The sequence below is a fragment of the Pseudoflavonifractor sp. An85 genome, assembly GCF_002161235.1.
Taxonomy (GTDB): Bacteria; Bacillota; Clostridia; order Oscillospirales; family Oscillospiraceae; genus Enterenecus.
Map to the genome: position 1 here is coordinate 24,490 of NZ_NFHE01000029.1, position 6,195 is coordinate 30,684.

Consider the following 6,195-nt stretch of genomic DNA (forward strand, 5'->3'; position numbering starts at 1 on the left):
TTTCACCTTCCGTGGGAACACATTATTTACATACTGTAATCGTTTCGGTATACTATACACAATGTGATTGGATAACCAAAAGAGAGGGTATGACATGATCCACGCCGATTTTGCACGTTCTTTGTCCTTATTGCGTCAAGAAAAGGGAATCTCCCAGCGGCAGGCCGCCGGGGCTTTAGGCATTTCTCAGGCTCTGCTGTCCCATTACGAAAATGGAGTGCGCGAGCCGGGATTGGCCTTTGTGGTCAAAGCCTGTGATTTTTACAATGTGTCCGCAGATTTTCTGCTGGGTCGTACCCTGAGCCGGGACGGCACCACCATTTTGAATGTGGACACCCTATTTGACGCCTCCCAGCAGCGGGATCATATGCTCAAAGGCTCGGTGATGGCCACTCTGTCCAAAAAGCTGGTGGTCAACTCGGTGGGGGTGCTCTTTGACCTGCTGGGCAAGCTGGACAGCAAGCAGGCCATCCGAGCGGCCACCAACTACCTGTCCACCACCGTGTATATCCTCTTCCGTCACCTGCGTCGGGCGGGCATGGAAAACGCAGACAGTTTCTTTTCCGTGCCCAAGGATCAGTTTATGGCGGGGCTGCCTCGGGTGGATCTCATTCTCAACGAGGCGGACTATCTGGAGGCTCTGTCCCAGTGCAAGAGCAAGCGCAAGTTCCCCGATATGTCCCATGACCAGATGATGGAGGCCTACCCCGGCACCTATCAGTCGTTGCTGCAAATCATCCACGCCTGTGGAGAGCGGCTCAACGGGGCCATGAACAGCCATAGAGACCGGGTAAAATAATTCAAAAACCACCTGCCGCCCCAGGGGCGGCGTGATCCCAGGGAGGAGTCGATATAACTATGACCAAGCAAGACCACATTCGCAATTTTTCCATCATCGCCCACATTGACCACGGCAAATCCACCCTTTCCGACCGCATGATCGAGATTTGCGGCGCGGTGGAGCAGCGTCAGATGGAGTCCCAGCTGCTGGACAACATGGATCTGGAGCGGGAACGCGGCATCACCATCAAGGCCCGGGCCGTGCGCATGGACTACACCGCCGAAAACGGCGAGACCTACTGCCTGAACCTCATTGACACCCCGGGCCACGTGGACTTCAACTACGAAGTGTCCCGCTCTCTGGCCGCCTGTGAAGGCGCAGTACTGGTGGTGGACGCCGCCCAGGGCGTGGAGGCCCAGACCCTGGCCAACACCTATCTGGCCCTGGACCACGACCTGGAAATTCGCCCGGTGCTCAACAAAATCGACCTGCCCGCCGCCGATCCCCAGCGGGTCAAGCACGAGATTGAGGACATCATCGGCCTGCCCGCCATGGATGCCCCGGAGATTTCCGCCAAAATGGGGCTGAACATCCAGTCCGTGCTGGAGGACATTGTCCACAATGTCCCCGCCCCCACCGGCGACCCCAAGGCCCCTCTGAAGGCCCTCATCTTCGACAGCCAGTACGACCCCTATGTGGGCGTTATTGTGTATTTCCGTATCATGGAGGGCACCATGCGCCCCGGCATGCAGGTCAAGCTCATGGCTTCCGGCTCCCAGCACACGGTGCTGGAGTGTGGCTATCTGCGTCCCTTGGGCATGGAGCCCGCCAAGGAGCTGTCTGCCGGTGAGGTAGGCTACTTCACCGCCTCCATCAAAAACGTCCAGGACACCCGGGTGGGCGACACCATCACCGAGGTGAGCCGCCCCACGGCCGAGGCCCTGCCCGGATACCGCCCGGTGCAGCCCATGGTGTACTGCGGCGTGTACACCGAGGACGGCTCCAAGTATCCCGACCTGCGGGACGCTCTGGAGAAGTTGCAGCTCAACGACGCCTCGTTGTCCTTTGAGCCGGAATCCTCTATCGCCCTGGGCTTTGGTTTCCGCTGCGGCTTCCTGGGTATGCTGCACATGGAGATCATCCAGGAGCGTCTGGAGCGTGAGTTTGACCTGGACCTCATCACCACCCTGCCCTCCGTCATCTACGAGGTCACCAAAACCGACGGCACCGTGGTGCGAGTGGACAATCCCCACAACTATCCAAACCCCGGCACCATTTCCGAGGCCCGGGAGCCCTATGTCAACGTGTCCATCATTGCGCCTCCCGACTACGTGGGTAACATCATGCCCCTGTGCCAGGACCGCCGGGGTGAGTACAAGGACATGCAGTATCTGGACACCAACCTGGTGGAAATCCACTATCTCATGCCCCTCAACGAGATCATCTACGACTTTTTCGACACCTTGAAGGCCCGTACCAAGGGTTACGCCTCTCTGGACTACGAGCTGGCAGACTATCGCCCCTCCGACCTGGTGAAGGTGGACCTGCTCTTAAACGGCGACCAGGTGGACGCTCTGTCCTTCATTGCCCACCGGGAGAAGGCCTATAAGCGGGCCAGACGCATCTGCGAGAAGCTCAAGGAAAACATCCCCCGCCAGATGTTCGAGATTCCCATCCAGGCCGCCATCGGCGGCAAGGTCATCGCCCGTGAGACCATCAAGGCCCTGCGCAAGGACGTGCTGGCCAAGTGCTACGGCGGCGACATCACCCGTAAGAAGAAGCTGCTGGAGAAGCAGAAGGAAGGTAAGAAGAAGATGAGAAGCCTTGGTACGGTCCAAATGCCCTCGGAGGCGTTTATGGCAGTACTCAAGTTGGATGAGGAATAAGGGTCCACGATGGTTCCCCTCCGGCGGCATAGCCGCCGGAGCTTCCGCTAAATCTGTGCCACTGGCACAGATTCTTCACGCTACAGTGGCCGTCCTCAAGCTGGACGAGGAATAAAAAATATCGTTTCTTCCTTTCGGGGCCTCACATGGTGGGGCCCCGAAAGTGCCCTACCCCCTCTGCATCCAGGGAACTGTCCACCAGGAAGCGACAGAATAACTCTTGACAGATTGCACAGTTCCGGATAGAATAACAAGAGATAATTTTGGAAAACCGGGCGGGTCATCGCCTGTTTGAGCCTTGTCGCACCCTGTCCCACCGGGTGCTTTCATATATCACATGTTGGCAAGCTATATGACACTCAAATACTGCGCCCAAATTGGGTGGGCGGTTTTTCAGTTATCGCGGTGTGCCCCGATGGGGTGCATCGCGTCTTATTTTGGCTTTAAAACACAAAAAATCTTTCAACTAAGGAGGTGTGGGAACATTCATGAACGACATTGTTATTGCCATTATTGTAGGACTCATCGCTCTGGCCGTGGGTGTGATCGTGGGTGTGGCCGTGGGCTACAACCGCCGCAAGGCCGTGGCAGAGCGTGAAATCGGCTCTGCGGAAGAGGAGGCCCGTCGTCTCATCAACGAGGCCATCAAAAGTGCCGAGAGCAAGAAGCGTGAGGCCACCGTGGAGGCCAAAGAGGAGATTCTCAAGGCCCGCAATGAATTCGAGCAGGAAGTCAAAGACCGCCGCAACGAGCTCCAGCGTCAGGAAAACCGCCTGAACCAGAAGGAGGAGAACCTGGACCGCAAGATGGAGAATCTGGAGCGAAAAGAGGACGTACTGTCCGCCCGCAGCGCGGAGATGGACCGGGAGAAAGAGGAGCTGGACTCCATCAAGGAGCGCCAGACCGAACTCTTGGAGCACATTTCCGGCCTGACCTGCGAGGAGGCCAAGCGTTACCTCATCGAGCAGCTGGAGGAGGAAGTCACCCACGAGGAGGCCCTGAAGATCAAGGAGATTCAGGCCCACTTCAAGGAGGAGGCAGACACCTACGCCCGGGAGCAGATCGCCCTGGCCATCCAGCGCTGCGCCGCCGACCACGTGGCCGAGGCCACCGTGTCTGTGGTGCCTCTGCCCAACGACGAGATGAAGGGCCGTATCATTGGCCGCGAGGGCCGCAACATCCGTACCCTGGAGACCATGACCGGGGTGGATCTCATCATCGACGATACCCCCGAGGCCATCACCGTGTCCTGCTTTGACCCGGTGCGCCGGGAAATTGCCCGTCTGGCCCTGGAGAAGCTGATTCTGGACGGCCGTATTCACCCCACTCGCATCGAGGAGATGGTGGAGAAGGCCAAGCGCGAGGTGGACGCCACCATCAAGGCCGAAGGCGAGCGCGCCGTGTTCGAGACCAACGTCCACGGCCTGTCCCCCGAGCTGGTGAAGCTGCTGGGCCGCCAGCGCTACCGCACCAGCTACGGCCAGAACGTGCTCAACCACTCCATCGAAGTGGCTCTGCTGGCTGGTCTGCTGGCCGCCGAGATCGGCGCCGACGTCAACCAGGCCAAGCGCGCCGGCTTGCTCCACGACCTGGGCAAGTCCATTGACCACGAGGTGGAGGGCTCCCACGTGCAGATCGGTGTGGAGTTGGCCCGCAAGTATAAGGAGAGCGAGGCCGTCATTCACGCCATCGAGGCCCACCACGGCGACGTGGAGGCCAAGACCATTGTGGCCTGTCTGGTGCAGGCTGCCGACGCCATTTCCGCCGCCCGTCCCGGCGCCCGCAAGGAGAATGTGGAATACTACATCAAGCGTCTGGAAAAACTGGAAGAGCTGTCCTCCTCCTTCCATGGAGTGGAGAAGGCTTACGCCATCCAGGCCGGCCGGGAAGTGCGCATCATGATCAAGCCCGAGGAGGTCTCCGAGGACGAGATGGTCATTCTCGCCCGTGACATCGCCAAGAAGATCGAGGACGAGTTGGAGTATCCCGGACAGATCAAGGTCAATCTCATTCGTGAGACCAAGGCCATCGAGTACGCAAAATAACATCCCCACCCGCCGCAGAGGATTCTGCGGCGGGTTTTTTCGTCCATGTTGCCCACCCAAAATGCCCCCTACCGGAGCACGTCCCCTTGCGTTTTTCCTAGAAATGTGCTATGATATAAAATAAGTAAAAATCTCCGCCGGAAAGCGGACGAATGAGGTATTTTTTGTATGAGTTGCGAATGTAAATTTGTGGCACCCAAATTGGAAGACCGCCAGTGGGCGGCCCCCCTGTTCCAGAAAACCGGCAGCATGGGCTGTCAATTCAACTTCAACAGCATGTATCTGTGGAGCGGCGCCTACCCCCAGGAGTATTGCCGGGTGGGTGACCGGGTGGTGGTGCGCCTGCTGGGCGGACAGGGGGAGAGCTTCCTCTTCCCCCCTGGGACAGGCCCTCTGGAGCCTGCCCTGCAGGTAATGGAAGAAAACGCAAAGTCTCTGGGGGTCCCCCTGGTGATGGTGTGCGTCACCCCCGACCAGAAAGAGCAGCTGGAGGCCCAGTTCCCCGGCCGTTTTACCTTTGAGGAGGATCGGGACAGCTTCGACTACCTGTACGACGTGAATAAAATGGCGGATCTGCCCGGCAAGAAGCTGCACCAGAAGCGCAACCACATCCGTCGGTTTGACGACAACAACCCGGACTGGATGTTCCACCCCATTACCAAGGAAAACATGCACCTGTGCCTGGACATGGAAAAGCAGTGGGCCAACCTTAAGGATGCCAATGAGGACAAGAGCCTTAGCGCGGAGACCGTGGCCATCATCGAGGCTCTGTACCACATGGACGAGCTGGAGATGGAGGGCGGCGTCATTACCGCCGGTGGCCGCCCCGTGGCCTTCTCCCTGGGCAGCCTCACCACCCCTGAGTGCTTCAACGTCCACTTTGAAAAGGCCTTTGCGGACATTCAGGGTTCCTATCCCACCATTGCCCGGGAGATGGCCCGGATGGTGCGGGAGCGTCACCCGGAAGTGAAGTGGCTCAACCGAGAGGACGATCTGGGTATTGAGGGCCTGCGGAAGGCCAAGCTGTCCTATTATCCTGAGTTGCTGCTGGAGAAGTACACCGTGCGGGAGGCTTTCCATGGCTGAGTGCAGACAAGCCCTTCCTCAAGAGCGCAGCCAGACCCACCAGCTGTGGCAGACGGTGTTTGGGGATACCCCCCAAGCTCAGGAGGTCTTTTATGACCAATGCGCCCCCCAGGGGCCTCTGGTGCTGGTGGAGGAGGGCCGGGTGGAGAGCATGCTGGTGCTCACCCCCGTGTCCCTGGCCCTGCCGGGGTACACCCCCTGCCGGGGCACCTACCTCTACGCCCTGGCCACAAATCCAGACACCCGGGGCAAGGGCTATGCCGCCCAGCTCATCCACTACGCCGCCCAGTGGACGGCCCAGCAGGGGCTGGACTTTGTGTGCACCGTCCCCGCCCAGCCCTCCCTGTTCCAATTTTTCGCCAAAAACGGGTTTACCCCCGCCTTTTATCACCTGCGC

The 6,195-nt window shown here is 59.0% G+C and carries 5 protein-coding genes; all 5 read left to right on the forward strand.

Annotation, left to right across the window (positions count from 1 at the left end):
* Positions 1–94 precede the first annotated feature (94 nt).
* The gene (locus tag B5G37_RS11620) at positions 95–799 is read left to right on the forward strand and encodes a helix-turn-helix transcriptional regulator (RefSeq protein WP_242962878.1); all 705 of its coding nucleotides are present in this window, start codon (positions 95–97) and stop codon (positions 797–799) included.
* Positions 800–858: 59 nt separating this feature from the next.
* Positions 859–2,667 carry a translation elongation factor 4 gene (lepA, locus tag B5G37_RS11625; RefSeq protein WP_087257699.1) on the forward strand — a complete coding sequence of 603 codons (1,809 nt, stop codon included), beginning with the start codon at positions 859–861 and terminating at the stop codon, positions 2,665–2,667.
* 488 nt (positions 2,668–3,155) lie between these two features.
* Complete coding sequence (gene rny, locus B5G37_RS11630; RefSeq protein WP_087257702.1) at positions 3,156–4,712, forward strand: ribonuclease Y; 1,557 nt, start codon at positions 3,156–3,158, stop codon at positions 4,710–4,712.
* A 168-nt stretch (positions 4,713–4,880) separates the two neighbouring features.
* Positions 4,881–5,798: a phosphatidylglycerol lysyltransferase domain-containing protein gene (locus tag B5G37_RS11635; protein ID WP_087257705.1), complete on the forward strand. Its 918-nt coding sequence runs from the start codon at positions 4,881–4,883 to the stop codon at positions 5,796–5,798.
* The coding region (locus B5G37_RS11640; RefSeq protein WP_143482938.1) for a GNAT family N-acetyltransferase at positions 5,791–6,195 on the forward strand (405 nt) is incomplete at its 3' end. The genes B5G37_RS11635 and B5G37_RS11640, both read left to right, overlap by 8 nt.